The following is a 25,603-nucleotide window of genomic DNA, read 5'->3' as shown; positions in this document are numbered from 1 at the left end:
GCAGAGAGGCGAGGGCATCAGCTCCTGCGGGCGTAGCCCTCCCACTTGTCGGCGCGGTGCTCGCCGTCCACGAAACGGATGGTCCCGGACTTGGAACGCATCACGATGGACTGCGTCAGGACCTTGTCCTTGGAGTAGCGGACGCCCTTGAGGAGGTCGCCGTCCGTGATGCCGGTGGCGGCGAAGTAGCAGTTGTCGCTGGAGACGAGGTCGTTGGTGGAGAGGACGCGCTCCAGGTCGTGGCCGGCGTCGATCGCCTTCTGCTTTTCCTCATCGCTGGTGGGCCACAGCCGGCCCTGGATGACGCCACCCAGGGACTTGATGGCGCAGGCCGCGACGATGCCCTCCGGAGTACCGCCAATGCCCATCAGCGCATCAACACCGGTTCCGGAGCGTGCGGCGGCGATGGCGCCGGCAACGTCACCGTCCATGATGAACTTCGTGCGCGCACCTGCCTCGCGGATTTCCTCCACGAGCGGGCGGTGGCGGTCACGGTCCAGGATCATGACGTTGAGCTGGTTGACCTTGACGCCCTTGGCCTTGGCAATCAGGTGCAGGTTCTGCTTCACGGGCAGGCGAAGATCAACCATGTCCGCGGCTTCCGGGCCGGTTACCAGCTTTTCCATGTAGAACACGGCGGAGGGGTCGAACATGGAGCCGCGCTCTGCAACCGCCAGAACTGCCAGTGCGTTGTTGATGCCCAGGGCGGTGAGCCTGGTCCCATCAATGGGGTCCACTGCGACGTCCACCTCGGGGCCTGTGCCGTCGCCGACGCGTTCGCCGTTGAACAGCATCGGGGCTTCGTCCTTTTCGCCTTCGCCGATGACCACTACGCCGTTGAAGTGGACCGTCTGCAGGAAGGAGCGCATGGCGTCGACGGCGGCGCCGTCGGCGGTGTTCTTGTCCCCGAAACCGACCCAGTGTCCACCGGCGATTGCCGCCGCCTCGGTAACGCGGACAAGCTCGAGGGCAAGGTTGCGGTCCGGCTCATCGTTGCCCACCGCCAGGGACGGGGAGATGGTGGAGTACTTCTGGGTCATGGACGCTGGTGACACGTTAACCTCTTCTTCGAGTGGCGATCATTGAACCCGCCCGCCGGAACAGCTGAGCGGTGATTCCTCTATTACTGATCATAGTCGCGGCACCGTCCGCTGGATGGTGGATGACGCGGGCCTGCAATGTGCCTGGTGGAGGCAGAGGTCCCCCGACGGCGGCCAAATGGAAGTCGACTGCCGGGATGGGCGACTATAGAAGGGTGAACGATATGCAGGAAAAGACCAGCCCCAGCCCCGACCCGGCGGGATCCGAAGGCAGCAGCGGATCCGGCGCCGCGGCCGGGAATGGACGGGTCAAGCCCGTCATTCCGGCCGCCGCCGCAAAACGGGCCAACGCCTCAGTGATCGGGATGATCATCGCCCTGGTGGTGAGCATCGCGGCCTTCCTGCCCATCATCCTCATGAATCCGCTGCCTAAGAGCGAGGGCTACCGTCCTGACATCGATGTGGCGGCCACTGCCCGCAATGCAGCGGATGTGGCTGGATTCACACCCGTGGCGCCGGACACCGGCGACACATTCCGGCCCAACTACGCAAGGTGGGAAGCCGGCACCACGAGCGGCGTCCCCACCTGGGAAGTGGGCTACCTGACGCCGGAAGAGTCTTTCATCGGGCTGGTCCAGACCAGGAACGCCAACCCGACCTGGCTGCTGCAGCAGACAAAGAACGCTCCGATCACCGGTTCACGGGACGCCGGCGGGCAGGAATGGGAGCTCCGCGACACGGGCAAGGGCGAAAAGTCCCTGGTGCTGGACTACCGCGGCACCACCGTTGTTTTGTCCGGGGAGGCCGAACTGAACGAATTCGCGGCCCTTGGGGACGCCGTCGTGAAGTCCCTCGAGAGCAACCCGGCTGTCACAGTTTCACCCTCCGCGGCGCCTTCACCGTAAAGTAGGCGCGTGGCTACCAATCTGACTCCCGCACTCGCCTGGCGCCGTCTGCGCGAAGGCAATGAACGCTTTGTCAACGGCGTGACCTCCCACCCCAACCAGGATGCGTCACGCCGGTCTTCCCTGGTGGAGAACCAGCATCCCTTCGCCGTGATCTTCGGCTGCTCCGATTCGCGGCTCGCCGCGGAAATCATCTTTGACGTGGGGCTCGGCGATGTCTTCGTGGTGCGCACCGCCGGCCAGGTCATTGACGACGCCGTGCTTGGTTCCCTGGAATACAGCATCGGCGTGCTGGGGGTTCCGCTGATCGTGATTCTGGGGCACGACAGCTGCGGTGCCGTGGCCGCCACAAAGTCCGCGGTGGAAACCGGCCAGATGCCTGCCGGGTTCATCCGCGACCTCGTGGAGCGCATTACGCCGTCCGTCCTCACCGCCCTGCGCAACGACGAAACCGAGGTCAACGGCATGGTGGTGGAGCACGTGAAGCAGACGTCGCAGCGGCTGAAGGACAGCTCGCGTGTGATTTCGGACGCAATTGAATCCGGGCGCACTGCCGTGATCGGCCTTTCGTACAGCCTTGCCGAGGGCCGCGCGAACGTTGTTTCCGGAATTGATGAGCTGTAGGAGCTGCCCGAAGGGGGCCTGCGGGCAGCCTGTAGCAAGCCGTTCACGGTTTTCGATGCGGCGCCGGATCGCCCTAAGCTAGCCCCATGACTTCCACTGAAGAGTTCCGTATTGAACATGACACGATGGGCGAAGTCCGCGTCCCCGTGAACGCACTGTACCGCGCACAGACGCAGCGGGCAGTGGAGAACTTTCCGATTTCCGGCAAGACCCTGGAACGCGCCCACATCGAGGCGCTGGCCCGGGTCAAGAAGGCCGCTGCCCAGGCCAACGCAGAACTGGGCGTGCTCGACGGCGAGCTGGCCAAGGCGATCGCAGACGCGGCCGATGAGGTAGCTGCCGGCAAGTACGACGGCGACTTCCCCATCGACGTTTTCCAGACCGGCTCCGGCACGTCCTCGAACATGAACACCAATGAGGTCATCGCCGAGCTGGCCTCCCGCGCGCTGAAGGCCGCAGGCAGCGACAAGGTGGTCCACCCGAACGACCACGTCAACGCCTCGCAGTCCTCCAACGACGTCTTCCCCACCTCCGTGCACGTGGCAGCAACGTCCGCGCTGATCAACGACCTTATTCCCGCCCTCGGCTATTTGGCCGAATCCCTGGAGCGCAAGGCCGTTGAGTTCAAGGACGTAGTCAAGTCCGGGCGCACGCACCTCATGGATGCCACCCCGGTCACCCTTGGCCAGGAGTTTGGCGGCTATGCGGCGCAGGTCCGCTACGGCATCGAACGGATCAACGCCTCGCTCCCCCGCGTTGCCGAAGTTCCGCTTGGCGGCACGGCAGTGGGCACCGGTATCAACACTCCGGCCGGCTTCCCCGAGCGCGTTATCGAACTGCTGGCAACGGACACCGGGCTCCCCCTGACCGAGGCCCGCGATCACTTCGAGGCCCAGGCCAACCGCGACGGCCTGATCGAGGCGTCCAGCCAGCTGCGCAACATCGCCATCTCGTTTATGAAGATCAACAACGATCTCCGCTGGATGGGCTCCGGCCCCAACACCGGGCTCGGCGAGATCGCGATTCCGGACCTCCAGCCCGGCTCCTCGATCATGCCCGGCAAGGTCAACCCCGTCATCTGCGAGGCCTCCATCATGGTCGCCGCCCAGGTGATCGGTAACGACACCGCCATCGCCTGGTCCGGCACCAACGGCGCCTTCGAGCTGAACGTCGGCATCCCCGTCATGGCCGCCAACCTGCTCGAATCCATCCGCCTGCTGGCCAACACCAGCCGCGTCATGGCGGACAAGATGATCGACGGCATCACCGCCAACGTGGAGCGTGCCCGCTTCCTGGCCGAGGCTTCGCCCTCCATCGTCACGCCCCTGAACAAATACATCGGGTACGAGAACGCGGCCAAGATCGCCAAGAAGGCCGTGGCCGAGGGCCTGACCATCCGCGAGGCAGTGGTGGCCATGGGCTTCCTGGAGCGGGGCGAACTCACCGAGGAGCAGCTGGACACCGCCCTGGACGTCATGTCCATGACGCGTCCCCCGCACAAGGCCTAATCCCCCGGCAAAACCAACGCAAGAAGTACGACGGCGGCCGCCCACCTTCCCAGCGAAGGCGGGCGGCCGCCGTCGTTGTGCGACTATCAAGAACTTTGCACTTTGACCACCCTCGCGGCCAGCACCCCATCTGGGTCTCTGCGTCCAGCTCCTCGTCTTCGGCGCGGGCCTGGGCCTGATCATGCAGGTGGTGGTCCTGGTGGTGCAGAACTCCGTCCCCGCCGACAAGATCGGCACGGCAACGCGGTGGCCCTTCTCCTCGCCGTCACGCTCAAGCAGATCCCGCTCGCAGACACTGCCGGGATGGTGGCTCGTGGCGAAGCGGGGGCGGTGAGGAGGCGGAGCGCCTCGCCGCCGGACTGGCTGCGATCCAGGGCCCACAGGCCGTTCCGGACGCATCGCCGGAGGCAGGGGACGGACAGGGAAGCATTAAGGACGACGACGGCGAGCTGGTCACCCAGCGCAGCTGACCGCCGTCGTACAGGCCGCCTTGCTGCTGCCCGCCGCGGTCTCCACCCGCCGTTCATTGGGGGAACGGCGGGTGGAGGTCAGGGCTCGAAGTGGGCAGCCTCGGCTGGAGCCAGTGCACGGTGGACGCTGGTGAGGTGCCCCGCCATCAGTTCGGGGAGTTCATCCACGCCGAACCAGCCCACTGCCAGGGATTCGTCGTCATTGACGCGGGCAGTTCCGGAAACGTAGCGGCAGCGGAACACCACATCCAGGAACTCACACACGTCGCCGTTCGGGTAAGTGAAGGGACCCACCGCGCCTACGGACACCACGCGCTCGGGTTCGGCCACCACTGCCGTTTCCTCAAAAATTTCGCGTACCAGCCCACGCGCCGGCTCTTCGCCTGGCTCAAGCATTCCGCTTACCAGCGCCCACTGCCTGTTATCCGCCCGCTGGGCGAGCAGCACACGGCCGGAGCCGTCCACCACCACGCCGCGGACGCCAGGGACCCACAGCGGATGGTTGCCAATTTTCTTGCGGAGTTCGAGGACATAGTCAGGCGCAGGCATTCTGCCAGCCTACCGAAAAGCCTTGCCTTCTGCGCCTGCCCGCATCGCCTGCCCGCATCGCCGGGGCGAAGGCACCTACGCCGGGAGAAGCATGGCTGCAGCTGCTCCGGCCAGCATGAACGGGCCAAAGGGGATGGACGATTTCAGGGTCCCTTTGCGCGCAGCCAGGAGCCCGAGGGACCACAGTCCGCCCAGGAGGAAAGCCAGGAATGTGCCCGCGAACAGATGCCCCCAGCCAAGGTAGCCGAGGTACATCCCCAGGACTCCTGCCAGCTTCACATCCCCGAAGCCCATGCCCGGCGGATAGACCATCCGCAGGATGAAGTAAAAGACCCAGAGGATGGCGGAACCCGCCACAACACGAAGCACCGGCAGGGCCACCAGGCCGCCAAGGGGCGCTGCGGCTGCCTGCTCAGTGCTACCGCCAGTTGCGGCAAAAGCCGCCGCAAGCAGCAGGACACCGGCCACGGCGTAGGACGGGAAGACGATGTGGTTCGGCAGGAGGTGGTGCCGGACATCGATGACCGTGAGCCGGGTGGCCATCACGGCGAAATAAGCACAGGCGGCCAGCACAAGCCAGAAGGCCAGCGGGGCGTGCTGCCAAAGTTCGCCCAGTCGTTGGATCACCCTCGGATGCTACTGGATTTCCAGTGCCCGGCAGTACTGCCCGCGCGTAAACTGTGGATATGTCGACGTGGGACTCCCGGCACAGGCCGGATCCTGACAGCGGCGCTGCCCGCACGGACCTCGTGGCCATGTTCCGGAATCTGTGCCGGTCCTCCCCCTGGAAGTGGCAGTCGTTGCGCTTTGAGTACTGGGATGAGCCCTTCACGGAAGCTGCCAGCCCTGCAGCTCCCCTGGTCCGCGCATGGCTGCGCCGCCCGGGCGCACTTCGCCTCGAAAGCCCGGACGGACTGGTCCTGCACAGCACCACCGGAATCAACGATTCCAAGGACGGCTTCTACGTCAGCTCCACCCGGAAATCGTGGCTCCTGCCGCCTCACCTGGTGACACCGGTGTACGACGGCTCGGGCCTGGTCCGGCGGCGCCCGGAGGCAGCCTACGGCGAGCCGGGCTTCGGCAACGGCCGCTTCTCAGCGGCGCTTGATCCCGTGGAGCTCGCCGGCAGCGCCCCTGTGCCACTGGAGTTCCCGGGCAGCAACCCTGTGGAGGTCCGGGACGTCATCCGGGCGGACCATGAGGGCCGGCCGGCCCTGGAGGCAGAAGTGGCTCCCACCCCCGCGTACCATCCCGTTGACCCTGCGGCTCCCCTGTGCCTGCCGGGCCGAAACCGGATACGCGTGGATTTGGGAACCGGTGTTTGCGTCTCCAGCCATGCACTCGAACCCGGGACAGGCCGGTACGGCCACTGGCTGCGGATCATCGCGGTGGACGAATACATGCTGGATGACCTGTTCCTGGCCGAATCGATGAACCTCACCGACGTCCGCCGCCACATCAGCTGGGATGTCCCGGCCTGATTGTGACAGTCGCAGGCAGGGCTCATGGGCTAGGCTTCGCGGATGACTTCCCTAAGCGACGTTTGGCCGATCTTCGGCCTCCGGCTGACCACTCCCCGCCTTGAATTACGCCCCATCCGGGACGAGGACATCCCCGCAGCAGTCGAGGCAGCCAAAAGTGGAATCCACGCGGCCGGCCGCAACCCTTTCAGCACGCCCTGGACAGAGCTTCCAGCAGACGAACTTGGGGCGAACATGGCGCGCTGGTACTGGCGCTGCCGCGCCGAATGCACACCGGAGTCATGGACCCTCCTCCTGGGCATCTGGCACGAGGACGAGTTCATCGGCTGCCAGGACGTTGGTGCCAAGGACTTCGCAGCGCTCAAGACCGTCACCACCGGCTCCTGGCTCAAGCAGTCCGTGCAGGGCCGTGGCCTCGGCAAGGAGATGCGTGCCGCCGTCGCCCTTTACGCGTTCGACTGGCTCGGTGCAGAAGTTGCCGAATCCGAGGCAGCAGACTGGAACGACGCGTCCCTGGGCGTGTCCCGCTCCCTCGGCTATGAACTCAACGGCACCACCCGCAAGGCCTGGGGCAGCAAGGCGGAAACCGTCCAGCACGTCCGCCTCGCTCCAGACTCCTTCAAACGCCCCGACTGGGATTTGAAAGTGGAGGGCCACGAACAATCGGCGAGGTTTTTGAAGGTGAGCTGACAACAAGCCGCGTCGCGGTCCTTCTCGTAGGAGCGCATCGCGACGCATCGGCCCCCGGAGGTCGCTCAGCGACCGAAGGGGGCCCTATGCGTTGTGTCTGAGCGACGGAGAAGGACCGTGGCGGGGCGAACCCAATCACGGACACGCAAAGGGCCGTGGCCCCCGGCGAACCGGACCACGGCCCCTCACCCAGGTGGTTAGCCTTCGAGAAGCTCCGTCACCAGGGCGGCGATGGGCGAACGCTCGGACCTGGTCAGGGTGATGTGGCCGAAGAGCGGGTGTCCTTTCAGGGTCTCGACGACGGCGGCGATGCCGTCATGCCGTCCGACGCGGAGGTTGTCGCGCTGGGCGATGTCGTGGGTCAGGACGATCTTCGAGTTCTGGCCGATGCGGCTCATGACGGTGAGCAGGACGTTCTTTTCCAGCGATTGGGCTTCGTCAACGATCACGAAGGCGTCGTGGAGTGAGCGCCCGCGGATGTGGGTGAGGGGCATGACCTCGAGCATGCCGCGGTCCATGACCTCCTCCACCACTTCCTGGCTGACCAGGGCGCCCAGGGTGTCGAAGACTGCCTGCGCCCAAGGGTTCATCTTTTCGGACTCAGAGCCTGGCAGGTAGCCCAGTTCCTGGCCGCCCACCGCGTAGAGGGGACGGAAGACGATCACCTTGCGGTGCTCGCGGCGTTCCAAAACCGCTTCCAGTCCCGCACACAGCGCCAGGGCGGACTTGCCGGTACCGGCCCGGCCACCGATGGACACGATTCCGACGGCGGGATCCATCAGCAGGTCGATGGCAAGCCGCTGCTCGGCGGACCTCCCGTGGAGCCCGAAGACGTCACGGTCGCCCTTCACCAGGCGGACCTGCTTGTCCGGCCCAACCCGGCCCAACGCGGACCCCCTATTGGAGAGCAGGACAAGGCCCGTGTTGACGGGCATTTCCGCGGCGGCAGGGATGAAAACGGGTTCGTGGCCGTAGAGGGTGGAGACCTCCTGCTCGCTGGCTTCCACCTCGGCGACACCGGTCCAGCCTGAATCCTTGACCAGTTCGTTGCGGTACTCGTCGGCGGTAAGCCCCATGGCTGACGCCTTGACCCGCATGGGCAGGTCCTTGGACACGACAGTGACGTTTCGGCCTTCATTGGCAAGGTTCTTGGCGACGGCGAGGATGCGGCTGTCGTTGTCCCCGCTTCGGAAGCCCAGCGGCAGTACCTCCGAGGAGATGTGGTTCAGCTCCACCATGAGGGAGCCGCCGTCGTCCCCGATGGGGATGGGCTGGTTGAGTCCGCCGTGCTTGATGCGGAGGTCGTCCAGGAGCCGCAGGGCCTTGCGGGCAAAGTAGCCCAGCTCAGGATCGTGCCGCTTGGCTTCCAGTTCCGTGATGACCACCACCGGTACGATCACCTCGTGTTCGGCGAAGCGCAGCAGTGCGCGGGGGTCGGAGAGCAGGACGGAGGTGTCGATGACGAAGGTGTTAATTGTGGCTTCCCTTCCAGAGACAGCAAAACCGGCCGCAGCATTCGCTGCTGCGCCGGTCTGTAAGGTGGCTCGCGTGGCGCGAGAGGTAGCTTTCCCTCCCTGGTCGAACAGGACCTCGGGCAGTTGTTCAGAAGTAGCCACATCGACTCCAGCCCCGGGCGCCAGCCCGGAATTGTTATTGGTGAGGCGGCTCGGCCAGGAGGCCGGGTCCGGCCTCCCATACAACCGGTGCGATGTTTCGCTCCATGTACTGGCCTCCCCGATCAGCCGGCGGTTTTGCCTGCTGATGGATATAACGTAAATCCACCCCAGGTGATTTCCGCAACCATTACGCGGCGATTCCTGTTGCATTGCGTGAACTCATGATGAACCGGGAGCATCAGGAACCGAAGCGGCGCTGCCTTCCGGCGTAGTCGCGGAGGGCGCGCAGGAAATCCACCTTGCGGAAAGCGGGCCAGAGGGCCTCGCAGAAATAGAACTCGCTGTAGGCGCTCTGCCACATCAGGAATCCGGAGAGACGCTGTTCCCCCGAGGTGCGGATAACAAGATCCGGGTCCGGCTGGCCCCTGGTGTAGAGGAAGCGGGAGATGTCGTCCACGCAGAGATCGTCCGCCAGCTTGGAGATGTCCGCTCCCCTGGCTATCGCATCATGCAGGAGTTCGCGCACTGCATCAACGATCTCCCGGCGTCCGCCGTAGCCGACGGCCACGTTCACGTGGATCTTTTCGTGCACTGGGGTCCTGGCGGTCAGCTTATTGAGCCTCTCGGCCAGGTAATCGGGCAGCAGCTCCGGCGCGCCCATGGCGTGAACGGAGATGTTGGCGTCCTCGTCCAGCCGGTCGAGGGTGTTGGCGATGATGCCCATAAGGAGGTCCAGCTCCTCGCTGGACCTGTTCATGTTGTCCGTGGACAGCATGTACAGGGTGACCACCTTGACGCCCAGTTCCTGGCACCAGCCAAGGAACTCGTGAATCTTGTACGCACCGGCCTGGTGGCCGTGGCTGGTGGGGGCATTGAACTGCCTCGCCCAGCGGCGATTCCCGTCCACCATGACGCCGATGTGCCGGGGAATCCGGTCACGGGCCAGGTCCTTGAGGAGCCTGCGCTCATAGAAGCCATAGAGGAACCCGGGCAACTCCACGCGTTCACTCACCTGACTTCCTTGGTCCGTACTTTGCACATCCTAGGCTACCGCCCGCAGCGGCACCTGCCCGCCCGCCCACACCAGCTACAACCCCGCACAGCTGGTTACCCGCCGGTAACTTACCGAGGCGTAAGTTATTGTGGGACCATGAACAGCGACACCCCGGATACCTCGCGGACGCCGCAGCCAGAGGAGCACAGCAGCACGGCAACCGGTCCCGCAACGAACGCCATGGATGAGGCAGCTGTCCGGCTGGCCGAGCTCCTGATGATCAAGCCAAAATGGCGCGGCTGGATCCACACGGTGACTGCACCGCTGGCACTCGTGGCAGGAATCATCCTGGTAGCCATGGCCCCCACCGCGGACCGGAAGGCCACCTCGGCCATCTACGCAGCCACCGGGGTCATGCTGTTCGGAGTCAGCGCCGTGTACCACAGGGGAAACTGGTCCCCGCGGGTCAAGATCATCCTCAAGCGGTTGGACCACACCAACATCATGCTGGTCATCGCCGGAACGTACACGCCCCTGGCCTGGACGCTCCTTGAGCGGCCCCAGGCGGTGCTGCTGCTCTGGGTCATCTGGTCCGGGGCGATCCTGGGCGTACTGTTCCGGCTGTTGTGGACGGACGCGCCCCGCTGGCTGTACGTGCCCATCTACATAGCACTGGGGTGCGGGGCCCTTTTCTACCTGCCGCAGTTCTTCCAGGCCAGCATTCCCGCGGCCATGCTTATCTGCGTGGGCGGCATTCTGTACATCACGGGAGCAGTCTTCTACGCCCTGAAGAGGCCAAACTTCAGCTATCACCACTTCGGGTTCCATGAACTCTTCCACGCACTGACCGTGGTCGCCTTTGCGGCACATTATGCAGCCATAGCCACGGCCGTCCTGGACTGAGGCGGCTCAGCGCCGCTGCTCACCCTGCCCTAGGTCTGTGCCGCCGTCGGCCGTTTCCTGGGTGGAACCTGCTTCCTGCACTCGGCCGGGCCCTGCGTTCCCGCTGCCGCCGCCGTCAGCGGCGTCGGCAGCCTCAACGTCAGCCGCGGCAGCGGCAGCCAGGCGTTCTTCCTCAACCTGGGCGCGGTAGCGGACGCGGCGAATGCGCCGCACCATGTCCACGATCAGCAGTGCCGTGGCAACCACGAAGAACGCCGTCATGATGAAGCCCAACAGGCCGGGCGTGACCTGGTCCTCGGAAATACCTTCGCGCAGGCTGGGCGTGGGCAGCGGCGTCGGGGTGGTGGCCAGGCTGAGGAGCAGATGATGCACGGTGATTTACCTTCTGTGGAGCGGATGGCAGCGGCCGCGGATGTGAAGGCGGGGCCATACCCTATCTTCTACGCGGCATAGAAATGCCGGCTGTTTCTATCTTAGCCCGGCGAACAGGTCCCGCTCCGGGAGCTCCGAAGGAACCCTTGACTTGATCAGGGAGTAGTCTTCCCATGGCCAGGCCCGGCGCTGCATCTCCGGCGATACGGCAAAAAAGAACCCCAGCGGATCCACCTGGGTCCGGTGCGCGCGGAGGGCGTCATCCCGCACCTCGAAGAAGTCCCCGCAGTCCACCTGCGTGGTGGTGGGGTGCGTCGCAGGAGGCGGAGTGTGCCCTTCCGCGTCCGACTCCAGCCAGGCCGCGAGCCGCTCCGCGTACGGGGACTGCAGGCCGGCTTCCTCCAAGGCAAAATGCAGCGCACGGAAGCGTTCCGGGCTGAATGCCCTGTCGTAGTAGAGCTTGCTGGGCTCCCAGGGCTCTCCGGCTTCCGGATAACGTGACGGGTCCCCTGCCGATTCGAAGGCCTCCACTGCCACCCGGTGCGCCATAATGTGGTCCGGATGGGGGTAACCTCCGTTTTCGTCATAGCTGAGGATGACATGCGGCTTGAACGACCGGACCAGCCGCACCAGGGGCGCGGCAGCCTGGTGGAGCGGCAGCGTGGCGAAAGATCCCGCGGGAAGCGGGGGAAGCGGGTCGCCTTCCGGGAGGCCGGAGTCCACGAAGCCCAGCCACCGCTGCCTGATGCCCAGGATTGCCGCTGCCCGTTCCATCTCCAGGCGCCGGGCACCGGCCATGTCGCGCTTGGGATGCGGCTCGTCCTCGACGGCAGGGTTCTGGATGTCCCCCCGGGAGCCATCAGTGCACGTGGCTACCAGCACGTCAACACCGGAAGCTGCGTACTTGGCCATTGTCGCAGCGCCTTTGCTGGACTCGTCATCCGGGTGGGCGTGGACTGCAAGCAGCCTTAGCGACGCCGGGGAGTTGCTGGACGCTGTCATGGAAGGACGGCTCCTTATTCTTTTTGCTGCCAGTGGATGCTGGACGGATCGCTTGAGTGCGGCGGTTGCCTGCCGGGGCTGCTGCATAACCAGCCTCTGCCGGAAGGGCACTAAACTGGTCTGGTGACTCTCCCGGACCAGCCGGCCCAACCCACGCCTGCAGACACTAGCCTAGCCAATCGGTATGGCACCCAAAAGCGCAGCATCAAGCCCGGGACCAAACGCATTCTGGGCGGTGCGGCACTGGCCGTGGGAATCGGGTTTCTAGCCTGGGTTTCCACCTCCCAGTCCTTGTCCGACGTTTCGTTCAAGGACGTCGGCTACAGCACCACCGATGCCACGCTGGCGGAAGTGGACTTCCAGGTGACTCGTGAACCTGGTACACCGGTCAAGTGCGCGGTCAAGGCACTGGATTCCAAATTCGCCATTGTGGGCTGGAAGGTTGTGGACATTCCTCCCGGAGAGGGCAATGGAACGGCCGACGGCGGGCGGACAGTTGCCCAGCGGGTGGCCGTGCGCACCGAGTCACTCGCCGTGTCCGGAGTGGTGGACAGCTGCTGGGCTTCCAACGCTTAGCGGCCAGAGTGTGATGCGCACCGCTTCCTAGTTGGGTTATGTCCAAGTGATTGACTACAATGGAGCAATACCTTTACCCCGCTGAGCTGGTTACTGTTCCACAAGTGGCCACCGTGGCGGGGTCTTTTGCATGTAGGACCACTAGAGGAGAAGTCCGTGTCTACCACCAACAGCGCAGCTGCAGCCTGGCTCACCCAGGAAGCTTTTGACCGCCTGAAGGCAGAGCTGGACCACCTTTCCGGCCCTGGCCGGGCAGAGATCGTCCAGAAGATTGACCAGGCCCGTCAGGAGGGGGACCTGAAGGAGAACGGCGGCTACCACGCGGCCAAGGAAGAGCAGGGCAAAATTGAGGCCCGCATCCGCCAGCTGACCGCGCTGCTCCGCGACGCCCACGTGGGCGAGGCCCCGGCAGACGACGGAATTGTGGAGCCCGGCATGATTGTCGTGGCCAGGATCGCCGGCGACGAAGAGACCTTTTTGCTCGGTTCCCGTGAAATTGCCGGTGATTCGGACCTGGACGTCTTCAGCGAGAAGTCCCCGCTTGGTGCCGCCATCCTGGGGCACAAGGAAGGTGACACTCTGAGCTACGTGGCGCCCAACGGCAAGGACATCAAGGTGGAAATCCTCTCCGCCAAGCCGTACGCAGCTTAGCCCCGCAAAGGCAAACACAAGGCTGGCGGTCCCGAAGGGACGGCCAGCCTTGTGTTTAAGCGGCGGGAGACCCTACAGCGCAGTTCCGCGGGCCCGGCTGCGGCGCCGGAGCAGCAAGGCGGCCACCACTCCCCCGGCGGCCCCGCCCAAATGGGCCTGCCAGGAGACGTATCCCGCCGCAATGGGCAGAACGCCGAGCAGGATGCTCCCGTAGCCCATGAACAGGACAACTGCCAGGAGTATCTGGCGCCAGCTGCGGTTGATGAAGCCGCGCACCAGGAGGAACGCAAACAGCCCGAAGACCAGCCCTGAGGCACCCACGGTGACACCGCCGTCGCCTATCAGCCAGACGGCGATCCCGGAACCAAGCCAGCTGAAGGCAAGGGCCGTCAGGAATACCCTGAGTCCCGAGAGGAACACCAGGAAACCGAAGATGATCAGCGGCAGGCTGTTGGACATCAGGTGGTTCAGGTTTGCGTGCAGCAGCGGGAAGGTGAAGATGTCCAGCAGCCCGTCCGCGCTTCTGGGCCGCAGGCCGAAGGTCCAGTTCAGCGAGCGCAGCATCAGCGCGTTCACCATCTCGATGACAAAAAGGAGAACCACAAAGCCGCCCAGCACCAGCAGGCCGCCCTTAGCGCGGGCGGCAACGGTGCCCCGCTGCCCGGGACTTCCGTTTCCCATGAGCCCTGCCACCGGCAGTCCTAATGCACCACGATGGGCTGGAAGCCTTCGGCACGAAGGGCGCTGAGTACCTGCTCGCCATGCTGGTGGCCCTTGGTTTCCAGGTTAACGGTGATGGAAACGTCCCCCATGCTGATGGAGCCACCTACCCGCGTGTGGTCCAGGCCCGTGACGTTGGCGTCGTTCTCGGCGATGATCCTGGCAATGGTGGCCAGCGAACCGGGACGGTCATCGAGCATCATGCGGACCGTCATGTAGCGCCCTGCGGCCGAGAGGCCCCGCTGGATGACCTTGAGCATGAGCATGGGGTCGATGTTGCCGCCGGACAGGACCGCCACCGTGGTTCCGGGATTTTCGATTTTGCCATTCATCAGCGCTGCAACCCCCACCGCGCCGGCGGGTTCCACTACCATCTTGGCCCGCTCCAGCAGGAAGATCAGCGCACGGGCCAGTGAATCTTCGCTGACCGTCACCACATCGTCCACCAGTTCACGGATGATGCTGAAGGGAAGCTGGCCGGGCCGGCCGACCGCAATGCCGTCCGCCATGGTGGACACCTTTTTCAGGGGTACCAGCGCGTCGGCCGCGAGGGACGGCGGGTAAGCCGCAGCGTTCTCCGCCTGGACACCGATGATGCGGATCTCCCGTCCCAGCTCCCTTGCCCGGGCTTTGACGGCGACGGCGACCCCCGCCAGGAGTCCGCCGCCTCCCACCCCCATGAGGATGGTGTCCACGTTCGGGACCTGTTCCAGGATTTCCAGGCCCAGTGTTCCCTGCCCCGCCACGACGTCCACGTTGTCAAAGGGATGGACGAAGACCATTCCTGTTTCGTTGCTGTAGCGCTGGGCTTCGGCGAGCGCTTCGTCAACATTGTGCCCGTGCAGGATGACCTCCGCACCGTGGCTGCGGGTGGCCGACAGCTTGGGCAGGGCAACGCCCAGCGGCATGTAGATGCGCGCCTTGATGCCGAGGCTCTTGGCCGCAACGGCCACGCCCTGCGCGTGATTGCCTGCGGAGGCGGCCACCACCCCGCGCTTTTTCTCCTCGGGGGAAAGCCGGGCCATCCGCACGTATGCCCCCCGGACCTTGAACGAACCCGCCCGCTGGAGGTTTTCGCACTTGAAATAGACGTCCCCGCCCACCATCGTGCCCAGCGCCCGCGATGATTCCACAGGCGTGCGCGTGATAATCCCGTCGAGCAGCTTCTGCGCCTCCAGGACATCGTCCAGCGTGACGGGAAGGGTTTCAAGGACGTTCACGGACTATTCTCCTCTGGATTCGGCCCCGGGCCCCGGCTCCGCAGAGGGAGGGGTATCGGGATGTTGTGCTTTCGTGCCGGCGGCGGCGCCTTTGCCGCGGCCGAGCGCTGCCGGCGGCTGGACGTCGCGGATGGTGTTGTCCGCCCCTGCCGTCAGTGGCTCTCCGGTGAATACCGGCACCTGTTCATGTTCCCACGTTCTGGCAGCGATATAGCGAACGGCTGAGTTTGCGACGGCGAGGATGGGCACCGAGAACAGGGCGCCCGGGATGCCGGCAAGGTAGGAGCCGGCCGCCACTGCAAGGATGACTGCCACCGGGTGCAGGGCAACTGCTTTGCCCATGACCAGCGGCTGCAGGATGTGGCTTTCCAGCTGCTGCACGAGCAGCACGATGCCAAGCATTATCAAGGCGTTGATGGGGCCGTTCGCCACCAGGGCCAGCAGGACCGCGATGGCGCCGGTGACGAGGGCGCCGACGATTGGAATGAAGGAACCAATGAAGACGAGCACGCTGAGGGGAAGAGCGAGGGGAACACCGATAATGGCGGCACCAACCCCGATGCCCACTGCGTCCACAAAGGCCACGAACATCTGGATGCGTGCGTAACTGACCATCGACGCCCATCCCCTGCGCCCTGCGCCGAATGTTGCCGCCCTGGCTTTCCTGGGAAGCAGCCGGACCAGGAAGGCCCAGATGCGGTCCCCTTCCAGCAGGAAGAAGATCAGGATGAAGAGGGCCAGGATCAGGCCGGCGGCAAAGTGCCCGGCAGTGCTGCCGAAGGACAAGGCTCCGCTGACGATGCTGCTGGTATTTTTCTGCAAGGCGGTGGTTGCATCCTGCAGGTACTGGTCCATCTGGTCCGCAGTGAGATGGAGCGGACCATCCGACAGCCAACCCTGGATCTGCTTGACCCCTGCCAGCGCCTCGGACCAGAGTTCGCCGAACCCGGAGATCAGCTGCCTGCCCACCAGCGCCAGCGATCCCGCTATCAGGCCGATGAAGCCCAGCACGGTGACGGCAACCGCCACCCCGGACGGGAGCCTGTGGCGCTTGAGCCACCCCACCACCGGGCTCAGGAGCCCGGCGAGGAGGGCAGCTACCATGACCGGAATAATGAGGAAGCTGATCTTGCTCAGCAGCCAGACCAGCGCGCCACCCACCAGGAGGATCAGGCCAAGTCGCCACGCCCAGGAGGCTGCGATGCGGATGCCGTAGGGAATGTCCCTGTCCAGTTCACGGTCGGCGAGGACCCGCAGTGGCTCGCCCGCGGCAGGCAACTGCGGTCCTGGAGTAGGGCTGGGGGAGGTAACGGCATCCTCTGCTGGCGTCATAGCCTAATACTTCCGCAGCCGCGGCTTATTGGGAAACCGCTACCCTTCCACGCTGGGGCTGTAGTCGATGCCCCATTCGATGCTGAAGGATCCGCCCGGCGGCAGCCAGCGGAGTCCGTCTCCGGAGTTGAAGGCGTTGGCAGGCCCCGTCATGGGTTCGACGGCCACCGCCCGGGTGCGGCCGGGGTACCTGTCGCTCACAAAGACGTGGACGTACCGGCAGGATTCGTCCTGCCACAGGCTCACCTGGCTGCCGTCACGGGCTGCCAGCGTGTGCCGGGCTTTTCCTGCTTCAAAGTGCAGGTCTGTCAGGGCGACATCCACCGTCAGTGCAGCGATCTCCAGGCCGGCCCTGAAGTCCGTGTCCCCCTGGACCGGGGCAGCACTGCGCGGAATGAAGCGTTTGTCCGCAACCAGACGTGTGTCGGCAGCTACCGTCAGCACCAGGTCCTCCACGGGCGCATCACCCAGCCGGAGGTAGGGATGGGCTCCCAGGACGAAGGGGGCGGGCTCGGCGGCATCGCTGGCAAGGGTCTGGCGCACGAGAAGCCCGAGGTCCTCCCCGAGCTGATACTGCACGCGGTGACGCAGCAGGAAGGGATACCCGTGCTGCGGAAAAATGGTGGCTTCCAGCGTGACCGAGTGCTGCGATTCGTCCACCAGAGCGTAGGAGGAGTTCCGGAGCAGGCCGTGGCTGGCGTTATTCCGGGCCACCTCTGTGATATCCAGCTGCTGCTTCTTGCCGTCGAGCTGCCAGGCTCCGTCCTCCACCCGGTTGGCCCAAGGGGCCAGCGTGATCCCTGCGCCGCCTGGCGGAATCTGATCGTCGGCGTAGGTCTCGGTCAGGAGGGTCCCGCCTCGGCTGAAGGAACGCAGTCCTGCCGCCAACTCGGTGACTACGGCCAGGGCGTCGCCGCGGCGGATCTCGTACTGCCGGCCCGTGGCATAAGCCCGTCGGGTTGGAGCGGCACTGTTTTCCTGGGATGAACTGGAACTCATGGCATTACGGTACCGGTGTCTGGACGATAAGGGGCATAGCCGCCATCGTAATTTGTGAGGATTTGTTGTTAACTATTCTTTTTTGATCGCACATGTCAAACTTTTTCCATGACAGGTATCGCAAGCACCACGCTCTCCGACGGCAGGGAGCTGATTTACTTTGACGACGCCGGGTTCCCGAAGTCGCGGACCAAGGAACTTACCACAGACCACCGGGGCCTGCGCCCGAGGGGCGAACCGGGTGAGGTCCGCTATGACGCACTGACTGATGAGTGGGTTGCCGTCGCTGCACACCGTCAGACGCGGACCCACCTTCCCCCCGCGGACCAGTGTCCCATCTGCCCCACAACGGCGAGCAACCCTTCTGAAATCCCTGCCTCGGACTACGACGTGGTGGTGTTTGAAAACCGCTTCCCTTCACTCGGACCCGCGTTGGGCCCGGTACCGCCCAACCCCGCCTGGGGAACCAAGGGGCCGGCGTTCGGCCGCTGTGAGGTAGTTGCTTTCACGCCCTCACACACCGGATCCTTCAGCGGACTGGGTGAAGCCCGGTCCCGGACCGTCATTGAGGCGTGGGCGCAGCGCACGGAAGCACTGAGCGCCCTCCCCGGGATCAAGCAGGTTTTCCCGTTCGAGAACCGCGGCGCAGACATCGGTGTGACGCTTCACCACCCCCACGGCCAGATCTACGCCTACCCCTATGTCACCCCGCGTGCAGGGGTCCTCGGTGCCGCCGCCCGCAGGTTCTACGATGCCCGGGGCGGGCGGGAGACCCTTACCGGTTCCCTGCTCCGATCCGAACGCGAGGACGGCAGCAGGATGGTCCTGGAAGGAGAAAACTTCAGCGCGTATGTTCCCTTCGCAGCCCGATGGCCGCTGGAAATTCACCTGGTCCCCCACCGCCAGGTCCCGGACCTGGCAGCCCTGAGCGGCGAGGAGAAGGATGAACTCGCGTCCGTCTACCTCGATCTGCTCAAGCGCGTGGACGGGCTATACCCGACGCCCACCCCCTACATCTCGGCCTGGCACCAGGCACCACTGGACGGCGTCCTGCGGCCTGCCGGTTACCTGCACCTTCAGCTGACCTCCCCGCGGCGGGCGGCCGATAAGCTGAAGTACCTCGCGGGATCGGAGGCAGCCATGGGCGCTTTCATCAACGACACCACCCCGGAGAGTGTGGCTGAGCGGTTGCGCGCCGTCGCTGTTCCGGCTTCCGCCACTCCCCCTGCCGTCGTGGCGGCATCGCCCGAAGGAGCCCGCGCTTGAACTCGCCAGCCGACCCCCTGAACACTCACGCGCCGGCAGGAGCCGAAGTCCTGGCCACACGGTTCAGGCAGGAGTTTGAGAGTGCTCCTGATGGAATCTGGCAGGCGCCTGGCCGGGTGAATCTCATCGGTGAGCACACCGACTACAACGAGGGCTTCGTCCTGCCCTTCGCCATCGACCGGACCGCCCGCATCGCCGTCCGGGTCCGGCCCGATGCGTCCGTGCGACTGCTGTCCACCTATGGGGACCAGGGCGTTGTCAGCAGCAGCCTGGATAACCTGGAACCCGGGTCGGCCAGAGGATGGACAAAGTATCCGCTCGGTGTGATGTGGGCATTGCAACAGCGCGGGGTCGACGTCCCGGGCGTGGACCTCCTGCTGGACTCAAACGTCCCCCTGGGGGCCGGACTTTCCTCATCCCATGCCATTGAGTGCGCCGTGATCTCGGCGCTCAACGACCTGACCGGGGCCGGGCTCCAGCCGCAGGAGATGGTGCTGGCCACACAGCGCGCTGAAAACGACTTCGTGGGCGCCCCCACGGGCATTATGGACCAGTCCGCTTCGCTCCGGGGGTCTGAAGGCCATGCTGTGTTCCTGGACTGCCGGGACCAAGACGTGCGTTTGGTTCCGTTCGAGACAAAACCGGCGGGCCTGGTGATGCTGGTCATCGATACCAAGGTCTCGCACTCACATGCCGATGGCGGCTACGCCTCGCGGCGGGCTTCGTGCGAGCTCGGCGCCGAGGTGCTGGGAGTGAAAGCACTTCGTGACGTGCAGGTGGCTGATTTGGCCGAAGCCAGGGGACTGCTGGATGAAGTCACGTTCCGCCGTGTCCGCCACGTGGTCACCGAAAACGAGCGCGTGCTCCAGACCGTGGAACTGCTGGCAAGCGCAGGTCCCGCCGCCATCGGCTCCTTGCTGGACGCAAGCCACGCCTCGATGCGCGACGACTTCGAGATTTCCTGCCCGGAACTCGACCTGGCTGTTGACACCGCCCGTGCCAGCGGCGCGATTGGCGCAAGGATGACCGGCGGCGGCTTTGGAGGCGCAGCGATTGCACTGACTCCAGTCAGCGCGGAACAATCGGTGCGCGACGCCGTCGCCACTGCATTCGCTGACTCCCGCTGCAAGGTGCCGGACATCTTTACGGTGTCTCCGGCGGCAGGAGCCAGGCGGATCGCCTGACGGCCTGCAAGACAGGCTTAACAGCTGAGGGCCCCACCGTTTGGTGGGGCCCTCAGCTGTTAAGGGAGCGTGACGGCGAACGCCCGCCTGGGCGCTATTCGTCCCCGCGCAGGATGGCCAGCAGGCGGATGATCTCCACGTACAGCCATACCAGCGTGACGGTCAGGCCGAAAGCGGCCGTCCACGAGAAGCGCTGGGGAGCGCCGCTGCGGACACCGGCTTCAACGCTGGTGAAGTCCATGACCAGTGAGAAGGCAGCAAGACCGATGGCCAGAATGCCAATGACGACGCCGATGATGCCGCTGCGCAGCCCGAAGGGTTCAGTGGTCAGGCCCGTCATCATCATGACGAGGTTCACCACGGAGAACAGCGCGTAGCCGACGATGGCGATCATGAAGAACTTCATGGCCTTGGGCGTGGCGCGTACCTTGCCACTCTTAAAGAGGAGGAGCGTCACGGTGAAGACGGACAGCGTGCCGAGGACGGCCTGAAGCCCCACTCCCGGGTACATGGTGTCCAGGACCCGGGTGAGGCCGCCGAGGAAAAGGCCCTCAAGTCCTGCATAGGCGAGGATAAGAGCCGGGGACGGCTGCTTCTTGAAGGTGTTGACCAAGGCAAGCACGAAACCGCCCAGCGCGCCGACGATCATCAGGAGTGAGGCGAGGCTCATGCTGACGAACAGTGTCACCGCGGCACCAACGAGCAGCACCCCGAGGCAGGCGGCTGTCTTGACGATCACGTCGTCGAAGGTCATCCGGCCGGTGTCGGCCGGACCTGCTGCAGGCTGGTTGTACATCTGCTGCAGCTGCTCGTTGGTCATGTTTCCGGGCTGGCCGTAGGGGCCCTGGCCGTATGCCTGCTGGCCGTAGGGGGCCTGGCCGTAAGCCTGGCCATACGGTCCGTTTCCGTAGGGAGCCTGCGGGACAGGCGGTGCCTGGGTGGCTCCACGGAAGCTCTTTCCGTTGAAGATCGGGTTGCCGCCAAGTGCCATTGCGGGATTCCTCCATAGGGGATGTGTTGTGAACCTTAAGGTTTACGGTACCAATTCTTACGTAATTGCACCCCTGAAAGTTCCCGGGCGCCAAAACGGCCGCTGAGTTGTTATCCGATCGCTACCATCAGCGCCTGAACCACGGCATTTCCGGCAACATCCGCGCTGTAGCATAAGCCAAGCAGGGTGACGGAACTCACACACGAATGGGTGCCGGGCGCCTGGGCACCACCTTATCCCTGCATCCGTTCGCAACGGCTGTAATGGCGCAGCCGAGACCGCCCCCAAGTGGAGGTTTCCAATTTGAGAAGTACACCCCAAGGCCGGCCGGCCGGAAGGCGCCGCGGGTTGCTCAGGGTCCTGGGCGCCATCAGCGCTTCCATCCTGGCAGTCCTGCTCGTGGCAGCACCGGCTTCCCAGGCCGCTTCCCCCTCACCGACACCATCCCCGTCGAACCAGACCTTCCAAAACAACATCAGTGGATTTCTCCGTGATGACACCCGCGCACCCTTGGCGGACGTGACCATCACGGCCAGGAAGGGCGACTTCACCGGAACAACCAAGTCGTCAGCGAATGGATCCTGGAGCATCGGTGTGCCCGAGCAGGGCACCTACACCGTGGAACTGGACGAATCCACCCTGCCCGAGGGCATCACGCTGGCCGAGGGCCAGGAGAACCCACGCGAGGTCACCTTCAGCCAGACTTCCAACCTGTCGGTGATTTTCGCCTTTGGCAAGGGCATCGTCGTGCAGCAGCAGGACTTCGGGCAAAACCTGCTCAACCGGCTTGTGGCGGGATTGAGCTTCGGCCTGCTCCTTGCCCTTGCCTCAGTGGGTCTCTCCCTGATCTTCGGCACCACCGGCCTGACCAACTTTGCCCACGGCGAGATGGTGACGCTTGGGGCAGTGCTGGTGTTTGCCTTCAATGCCATGGGCCTTCCCTTCTGGCTGGCCATCATCCTGTCCCTTCTGGGCGGAGGCCTGTTCGGGTACGCCCAGGACAGAGGGCTTTGGCGGCCGCTGCGGCGGCGAGGCACCGGCCTGGTGCCCATGATGATCGTCAGCATCGGCCTCGCGCTTGCCGTCCGCTACGTCATCCAGTTCTACTTCGGGGGCGCCACCCAGCAGCTGCCATACGCCCAAAGCCCCGAAATCCAGCTGGGCCCGGTCTCCATTTCGCCCAACAACCTCTGGTCGCTGGGCATCAGCGCGGTGGTGATCGCGCTGATCGGCATCGTGCTGCTGAAGACCCGGTTGGGCAAGGCGACCCGGGCTGTGGCGGACAACCCGGCCCTCGCTGCCGCCTCGGGCATCGACGTCGACGGCGTCATCCGGCTGGTGTGGATCACCGGCGGCATGCTTGCCGCACTCGGCGGCATCCTGTGGGCCTACTACCGTCCCGGCGTCACCTTTGACATGGGCTCCGCCATCCTCCTCCTGATCTTCGCCGGCGTCACCCTGGGCGGCCTTGGCACCGTCTTCGGTGCGCTGATCGGTTCCGTAATCGTGGGCATCTTTGTGGAGCTGACCACGGTGTTCGGCCTGGCCGCGGACCTGAAGTACGTGGGTGCCCTGTTCATCATGATCGTTGTCCTTTTGTTCCGGCCGCAGGGAATTCTGGGCCGGCGCGAGCGCGTGGGTTAGGAGACAGCCATGGACTTTGGATTCATTCTTGCCAGCGCTGCCAGTGAAATTTTCAGCCCGACGACGGCCGCGTACGCCTTGGCAGCGCTCGGACTCGCCGTCCACTTCGGCTACTCCGGCCTGCTGAACTTCGGGCAGGCAGGCTTCATGGCGGTGGGTGCCTACGGCTTCGCCATCTCCACCCTCACCTTCGGCGTCCCCTTCTTCGTGGGGCTGCTGATCGCCGTCGTTGCCTCCGCAATCTTCGCCCTGCTGCTCGGTATCCCCACCCTGCGGCTCCGGGCGGATTACCTGGCCATCGTGACCATCGCGGCCGCGGAAATCGTCCGATACATCGTGACCACCAACCAGCTGACCTCGGTGACGGGGTCCGCGAACGGGCTGGCGGCCTTCGAAGGCGGGTTCTACGCCATGAACCCGTTCCCCGAGGGCTCCTACTTCGGCATGAACAACCGCGACTTCTTCATCCGGGTGGTGGGCTGGGCACTGGTGGCCCTCTGCTGCACCCTGGTGTGGCTGCTGATGCGTAGCCCCTGGGGACGTGTCCTCAAGGGCATCCGCGAGGATGAGAACGCCGTGCGCTCCCTGGGCAAGAACGTCTATGCCTACAAGATGCAGGCCCTCATCATCGGCGGCGTCCTTGGCGCCCTCGCTGGCATGGTCTTCACCCTCCCCCGCGGCGCGGTGCAGCCTGCTAACTACGGGACCGAACTGACGTTCTTCCTCTACACCTGCCTCCTGCTCGGCGGCCTCGGCACAGTGCTGGGCCCCGTCATCGGCGCCATGATCTTCTGGGTGGTCCTGTCGCTGACCCAGGGGGTTCTGTATGGCCTGATCGAGTCCGGTGCCATCACCTGGCTGAACACGGTCCAGGCCGGTCAGCTGCGTTACATCCTGGTTGGCGTCGCCCTGATGCTGCTGATGATCTTCCGGCCCCAGGGCGTCTTTGGAAACAAGAAGGAGCTGGCGTTCGCATGAGCATGCACAGCGAAGATCCGGCAGCGGCCCGCACGGCCGAGGTGGATTACATGACGGACAGCCGTCCCATCGCCGCCGGTGAGGCAGGGCCCGGCTGCAAGAAGCGCGATCCCATCGTGGTGGCGGAGAACGTCACCCGCAGCTTCGGCGGCATCAACGCGGTGGACGTCGACTACCTCGAAATCCCCCGGCATAAGATCACGGCGTTGATCGGCCCCAACGGCGCAGGCAAGACCACCCTCTTCAACCTGCTCACCGGTTTTGACACCCCGAACACGGGCAAATGGCAGTTCGAAGGCAAGAGCCTGGCCGGCGTGTCCCCCTATAAGGTGGCGCGGATGGGCATGGTCCGCACCTTCCAGCTCACCAAGGTCATGGGCAAGCTCACCGTCATGGAAAACATGAGGCTGGGGGCATCCAACCAGCCGGGCGAACGCCTTGCCAAGGCCCTGTTCAAGGGCATGTGGGGCGGCCGGGAGAAGGAGATCACGGCACAGGCCAACGTCCTACTGGAGAAGTTCAAGCTTGACGCCAAGAAGGACGACTACGCGGCATCCCTGTCCGGTGGGCAGCGGAAGCTCCTAGAAATGGCGCGGTCCCTCATGGTGCAGCCCAAGCTGGTCATGCTTGACGAACCCATGGCAGGTGTCAACCCTGCCCTGACGCAGTCACTGCTGGACCACATCAAGAACCTGAAAGCGGAAGGCATGACGGTCCTGTTCGTCGAACACGACATGCACATGGTCCGCCACATCGCCGACTGGGTGGTGGTCATGGCCGAAGGAAAGGTGGTGGCCGAAGGTCCGCCAGGTGAAGTGATGAAGAACCCCGCGGTCATCGACGCCTACCTGGGTGCGCACCACGACGTGGACCTCGGCGACTCCGAGGGCCTCAAGGAGCTTGCCGCCGAACTCGAAGCTGACGAGGAATCGATTGTCGGAACCGAAAATGCCGGCATCATCTCACTGGACGTTGTGTCCAATGAGGCCGAGGAGGCCCGCCGGAGTGCGGACCGGCTCCGCAGCGATGAGCCTAAGGGACGCCACGGGAGCACGGATACAGGCAGCACCGGGAAGGACAGCCAATGAGCAGCACCAGCGCAGCACCAGCCGCACAACCAGTAGGAGACAGTGGGTCCGTCGTCAAGGTGACAGACCTTGTGGCCGGCTACCTGCCGGGGGTGAACATCCTTAATGGCTGCAGCATCGAAGCCAGGAAGGGCGAGCTGATCGGCATCATCGGCCCCAACGGCGCCGGCAAGTCCACCCTCTTGAAAGCAATGTTCGGTCTGGTAAAGGTCCACTCCGGAACTGTGGTGGTCCGCGGCCAGGACCTGACCGGCCTGAAGGCGAACAAGCTCGTGAGCCGCGGTGTGGGCTTCGTCCCGCAGACCAACAACGTCTTCGCCACGCTGACCATCGAGGAAAACCTGCAGATGGGGATGTTCCAGCGCCCCAAGGACTTCGACCAGCGGTTCGACTTCGTCACCAGCCTGTTCCCGGAACTCGGCAAGCGCCGCGCCCAGCGGGCCGGCTCACTTTCCGGCGGCGAACGCCAAATGGTGGCCATGGGCCGTGCACTGATGATGGATCCTGCCGTGCTGCTGCTTGACGAGCCGTCAGCCGGCCTCTCCCCCGTTAAGCAGGATGAAACCTTCCTGCGCGTCCATGAGATCAACCGCGCAGGCGTCTCGGTCATCATGGTGGAACAGAACGCCCGGCGCTGCCTGCAGATCTGCGACCGCGCCTACGTCCTGGACCAGGGCCGGGACGCCTACACCGGCACCGGCCGCGAGCTGATGAAGGACCCCAAGGTCATCCAGCTGTACCTCGGCACCCTTGCCGACACCGTCGAATAGGGCCAACCGCAGAGCAAAGGAGCCCCCGTC

Annotated in this window: 26 protein-coding genes and 1 pseudogene; 15 read left to right on the top strand and 12 right to left on the bottom strand. The window is 64.7% G+C overall.

The genetic code is table 11. The features are described from left to right. Positions 1-17 precede the first annotated feature (17 nt). On the bottom strand, positions 18-1,040 hold the full coding sequence (gene glpX / locus FDW81_RS10035) for a class II fructose-bisphosphatase (RefSeq protein ID WP_171027165.1): 1,023 nt from the start codon (positions 1,038-1,040) through the stop codon (positions 18-20). A gap of 224 nt (positions 1,041-1,264) precedes the next feature. Here glpX and FDW81_RS10030 point away from each other — a divergent pair, with 224 nt between their 5' ends. The 4 genes and pseudogenes from FDW81_RS10030 to FDW81_RS18450 all read left to right on the top strand — a co-directional run. Then, positions 1,265-1,945, top strand: coding sequence for a DUF4245 domain-containing protein (locus tag FDW81_RS10030; protein WP_240720141.1), 681 nt, complete (start codon positions 1,265-1,267; stop codon positions 1,943-1,945). Positions 1,946-1,954: 9 nt separating this feature from the next. Beyond that, positions 1,955-2,569 (top strand): carbonic anhydrase, encoded by a 615-nt coding sequence (locus tag FDW81_RS10025; RefSeq protein ID WP_138134022.1) that lies wholly within the window; start codon positions 1,955-1,957, stop codon positions 2,567-2,569. Between the two features lie 86 nt (positions 2,570-2,655). Next, positions 2,656-4,077: a class II fumarate hydratase gene (locus FDW81_RS10020; RefSeq protein ID WP_138134021.1), complete on the top strand. Its 1,422-nt coding sequence runs from the start codon at positions 2,656-2,658 to the stop codon at positions 4,075-4,077. Between the two features lie 102 nt (positions 4,078-4,179). Next, positions 4,180-4,547 (top strand): annotated as a pseudogene (locus tag FDW81_RS18450) (MFS transporter); the annotation flags it as partial. Between the two features lie 78 nt (positions 4,548-4,625). On the opposite strand, the gene FDW81_RS10010 reads toward FDW81_RS18450, so the two are convergent. After that, complete coding sequence (locus tag FDW81_RS10010; RefSeq protein WP_138134020.1) at positions 4,626-5,096, bottom strand: NUDIX domain-containing protein; 471 nt, start codon at positions 5,094-5,096, stop codon at positions 4,626-4,628. A gap of 75 nt (positions 5,097-5,171) precedes the next feature. After that, positions 5,172-5,723, bottom strand: coding sequence for a prepilin peptidase (locus tag FDW81_RS10005; protein WP_138134019.1), 552 nt, complete (start codon positions 5,721-5,723; stop codon positions 5,172-5,174). 59 nt (positions 5,724-5,782) lie between these two features. Here FDW81_RS10005 and FDW81_RS10000 point away from each other — a divergent pair, with 59 nt between their 5' ends. Continuing rightward, entirely contained in the window at positions 5,783-6,577 is a 795-nt protein-coding gene (locus tag FDW81_RS10000; RefSeq protein WP_138134018.1) for a hypothetical protein, read from the top strand. 42 nt (positions 6,578-6,619) lie between these two features. Beyond that, positions 6,620-7,267, top strand: coding sequence for a GNAT family N-acetyltransferase (locus FDW81_RS09995; RefSeq protein WP_138134017.1), 648 nt, complete (start codon positions 6,620-6,622; stop codon positions 7,265-7,267). Between the two features lie 197 nt (positions 7,268-7,464). Here FDW81_RS09995 and FDW81_RS09990 read toward each other — a convergent pair whose 3' ends face one another. Both FDW81_RS09990 and FDW81_RS09985 read right to left on the bottom strand, forming a co-directional pair. Then, entirely contained in the window at positions 7,465-8,883 is a 1,419-nt protein-coding gene (locus FDW81_RS09990) for a PhoH family protein (RefSeq protein WP_138134016.1), read from the bottom strand. Between the two features lie 238 nt (positions 8,884-9,121). Then, positions 9,122-9,883: an isoprenyl transferase gene (locus tag FDW81_RS09985; protein WP_138134043.1), complete on the bottom strand. Its 762-nt coding sequence runs from the start codon at positions 9,881-9,883 to the stop codon at positions 9,122-9,124. Positions 9,884-10,033: 150 nt separating this feature from the next. Between FDW81_RS09985 and FDW81_RS09980 the strand changes: the two genes are divergently transcribed. Further along, entirely contained in the window at positions 10,034-10,780 is a 747-nt protein-coding gene (locus tag FDW81_RS09980) for a hemolysin III family protein (RefSeq protein ID WP_370278910.1), read from the top strand. 6 nt (positions 10,781-10,786) lie between these two features. Here the strand turns inward: FDW81_RS09980 and FDW81_RS09975 are convergent, their stop codons facing one another. Both FDW81_RS09975 and mca read right to left on the bottom strand, forming a co-directional pair. Next, on the bottom strand, positions 10,787-11,152 hold the full coding sequence (locus tag FDW81_RS09975) for a hypothetical protein (RefSeq protein ID WP_138134015.1): 366 nt from the start codon (positions 11,150-11,152) through the stop codon (positions 10,787-10,789). A 96-nt stretch (positions 11,153-11,248) separates the two neighbouring features. Further along, on the bottom strand, positions 11,249-12,154 hold the full coding sequence (gene mca, locus FDW81_RS09970; protein ID WP_138134014.1) for a mycothiol conjugate amidase Mca: 906 nt from the start codon (positions 12,152-12,154) through the stop codon (positions 11,249-11,251). Between the two features lie 123 nt (positions 12,155-12,277). Here mca and FDW81_RS09965 point away from each other — a divergent pair, with 123 nt between their 5' ends. Then, the gene (locus tag FDW81_RS09965; protein WP_138134013.1) at positions 12,278-12,730 is read left to right on the top strand and encodes a DUF4307 domain-containing protein; all 453 of its coding nucleotides are present in this window, start codon (positions 12,278-12,280) and stop codon (positions 12,728-12,730) included. 156 nt (positions 12,731-12,886) lie between these two features. Beyond that, the gene (greA, locus tag FDW81_RS09960) at positions 12,887-13,381 is read left to right on the top strand and encodes a transcription elongation factor GreA (RefSeq protein ID WP_138134012.1); all 495 of its coding nucleotides are present in this window, start codon (positions 12,887-12,889) and stop codon (positions 13,379-13,381) included. 72 nt (positions 13,382-13,453) lie between these two features. On the opposite strand, the gene FDW81_RS09955 is transcribed toward greA, so the two are convergent. From FDW81_RS09955 to FDW81_RS09940, 4 genes are read right to left on the bottom strand one after another with little or no spacing between them, the layout of a single operon-like run. After that, positions 13,454-14,062: a rhomboid family intramembrane serine protease gene (locus FDW81_RS09955; RefSeq protein ID WP_240720139.1), complete on the bottom strand. Its 609-nt coding sequence runs from the start codon at positions 14,060-14,062 to the stop codon at positions 13,454-13,456. A gap of 20 nt (positions 14,063-14,082) precedes the next feature. Beyond that, positions 14,083-15,321 carry a threonine ammonia-lyase gene (ilvA, locus tag FDW81_RS09950; protein ID WP_138134010.1) on the bottom strand — a complete coding sequence of 413 codons (1,239 nt, stop codon included), beginning with the start codon at positions 15,319-15,321 and terminating at the stop codon, positions 14,083-14,085. Between the two features lie 3 nt (positions 15,322-15,324). Further along, positions 15,325-16,653: an AI-2E family transporter gene (locus FDW81_RS09945; RefSeq protein ID WP_171027161.1), complete on the bottom strand. Its 1,329-nt coding sequence runs from the start codon at positions 16,651-16,653 to the stop codon at positions 15,325-15,327. Positions 16,654-16,692: 39 nt separating this feature from the next. Continuing rightward, positions 16,693-17,652, bottom strand: a complete 960-nt coding sequence (locus FDW81_RS09940; protein ID WP_138134009.1) for an aldose 1-epimerase family protein — start codon at positions 17,650-17,652, stop codon at positions 16,693-16,695. A 108-nt stretch (positions 17,653-17,760) separates the two neighbouring features. On the opposite strand from FDW81_RS09940, the gene galT reads away from it, so the two are divergent. Both galT and galK read left to right on the top strand, forming a co-directional pair. Then, a complete protein-coding gene (gene galT / locus FDW81_RS09935; protein WP_138134008.1) occupies positions 17,761-18,918 on the top strand; it encodes a galactose-1-phosphate uridylyltransferase in 1,158 nt (385 codons plus the stop codon). Then, the gene (galK, locus tag FDW81_RS09930; protein WP_370278908.1) at positions 18,915-20,102 is read left to right on the top strand and encodes a galactokinase; all 1,188 of its coding nucleotides are present in this window, start codon (positions 18,915-18,917) and stop codon (positions 20,100-20,102) included. The genes galT and galK overlap by 4 nt, the downstream gene beginning before the upstream one ends. A gap of 94 nt (positions 20,103-20,196) precedes the next feature. On the opposite strand, the gene FDW81_RS09925 is transcribed toward galK, so the two are convergent. Then, a complete protein-coding gene (locus FDW81_RS09925; RefSeq protein ID WP_138134007.1) occupies positions 20,197-21,093 on the bottom strand; it encodes a Bax inhibitor-1/YccA family protein in 897 nt (298 codons plus the stop codon). Between the two features lie 348 nt (positions 21,094-21,441). Here FDW81_RS09925 and FDW81_RS09920 point away from each other — a divergent pair, with 348 nt between their 5' ends. From FDW81_RS09920 to FDW81_RS09905, 4 genes are read left to right on the top strand one after another with little or no spacing between them, the layout of a single operon-like run. Then, the gene (locus tag FDW81_RS09920; protein ID WP_240720137.1) at positions 21,442-22,737 is read left to right on the top strand and encodes a branched-chain amino acid ABC transporter permease; all 1,296 of its coding nucleotides are present in this window, start codon (positions 21,442-21,444) and stop codon (positions 22,735-22,737) included. A 9-nt stretch (positions 22,738-22,746) separates the two neighbouring features. Beyond that, positions 22,747-23,715 carry a branched-chain amino acid ABC transporter permease gene (locus tag FDW81_RS09915; protein WP_138134006.1) on the top strand — a complete coding sequence of 323 codons (969 nt, stop codon included), beginning with the start codon at positions 22,747-22,749 and terminating at the stop codon, positions 23,713-23,715. After that, on the top strand, positions 23,712-24,803 hold the full coding sequence (locus tag FDW81_RS09910; protein WP_138134005.1) for an ABC transporter ATP-binding protein: 1,092 nt from the start codon (positions 23,712-23,714) through the stop codon (positions 24,801-24,803). The genes FDW81_RS09915 and FDW81_RS09910 overlap by 4 nt, the downstream gene beginning before the upstream one ends. After that, entirely contained in the window at positions 24,800-25,573 is a 774-nt protein-coding gene (locus FDW81_RS09905) for an ABC transporter ATP-binding protein (protein ID WP_138134004.1), read from the top strand. Before FDW81_RS09910 ends, FDW81_RS09905 begins: the two co-directional genes overlap by 4 nt. Positions 25,574-25,603: the final 30 nt, after the last annotated feature.

Origin of the sequence: Pseudarthrobacter sp. NamB4 (genome assembly GCF_005796185.1) — a bacterium.
GTDB lineage: Bacteria > Actinomycetota > Actinomycetes > Actinomycetales > Micrococcaceae > Arthrobacter.
The sequence above is the reverse complement of the archived record's forward strand: the minus strand, read 5'-3'. Positions and strand labels throughout refer to the sequence as shown.